The sequence below is a fragment of the Pantoea sp. AN62 genome (assembly GCF_050432985.1).
Lineage (GTDB): Bacteria > Pseudomonadota > Gammaproteobacteria > Enterobacterales > Enterobacteriaceae > Pantoea > Pantoea brenneri.
This window is the reverse complement of the sequence record NZ_JBNPYB010000047.1, coordinates 1-1,058: the sequence shown is the minus strand read 5'-3', so window position 1 is coordinate 1,058 and position 1,058 is coordinate 1. Positions and strand designations below refer to the sequence as shown.

General features: G+C 52.7%; 1 protein-coding gene. It reads right to left on the bottom strand.

The genetic code is table 11. From position 1 onward, the window contains the following. Nucleotides 1-56 precede the first annotated feature (56 nt). Nucleotides 57-1,025 (bottom strand): IS5-like element IS903B family transposase, encoded by a 969-nt coding sequence (locus FHW04_RS23460; protein WP_013087110.1) that lies wholly within the window; start codon nt 1,023-1,025, stop codon nt 57-59. Between the last annotated feature and the right edge of the window lie 33 nt (nt 1,026-1,058).

Here is a 1,058-nt window from a genome sequence, read left to right as displayed (position 1 = left end):
GGCTTTGTTGAATAAATCAGATTTCGGGTAAGTCTCCCCCGTAGCGGGTTGTGTTTTCAGGCAATACGCACGCTTTCAGGTATACCTGCTTTCGTCATTTTGTTCAGCGCTCGTACCAGGGCCATAGCCTCCGCAACCTGACCATCGTAGTCACGCAGCGTCAGTGAACCCCCGAACAGCTGTTTTACCCGGTACATCGCCGTTTCCGCTATCGAGCGACGGTTGTAATCTGTTGTCCATTTCCACCGCGCATTACTCCCGGTCATTCGCTGATTAGCCACTGCACGGTTACGGTCTGCATATTCACCGGGCCAGTAACCCGCACCTTTTCGGGGAGGGATAAGCGCGCTGATTTTCTTACGCCGCAGTTCATCGTGACATAGCCGGGTATCGTAAGCGCCATCGGCGGCGGCTGACCTGATTTTCCGGTGGGTTTGCCGGATTAACCCGGGGAAGGCCTCTGAGTCCGTAACGTTGTTCAGCGACAGGTCAGCGCAGATGATTTCATGTGTTTTACTGTCAACGGCGAGATGCAGCTTACGCCAGATACGGCGGCGTTCCTGGCCATGCTTTTTGACTTTCCACTCGCCTTCACCGAAGACCTTCAGCCCGGTGGAATCAATTACCAGGTGTGCGATTTCACCCCGGGTGGGCGTTTTGAAACTGACATTAACCGACTTTGCCCGCCTGCTGACACAGCTGTAATCCGGGCAGCGTAGCGGAACGTTCATCAGAGAAAAAATGGAATCAATAAAGCCCTGCGCAGCCCGCAGGGTCAGCCTGAATACGCGTTTAATGACCAGCACAGTAGTGATGGCAAGGTCAGAATAGCGCTGAGGTCTGCCTCGTGAAGAAGGTGTTGCTGACTCATACCAGGCCTGAATAGCTTCATCATCCAGCCAGAAAGTTATGGAGCCACGGTTGATGAGGGCTTTATTGTAGGTGGGCCAGTTGGTGATTTTGAACTTTTGCTTTGCCACGGAACGGTCTGCGTTGTCGGGAAGATACGTGATCTGATCCTTCAACTCAGCAAAAGTTCGATTTATTCAACAAAGCCG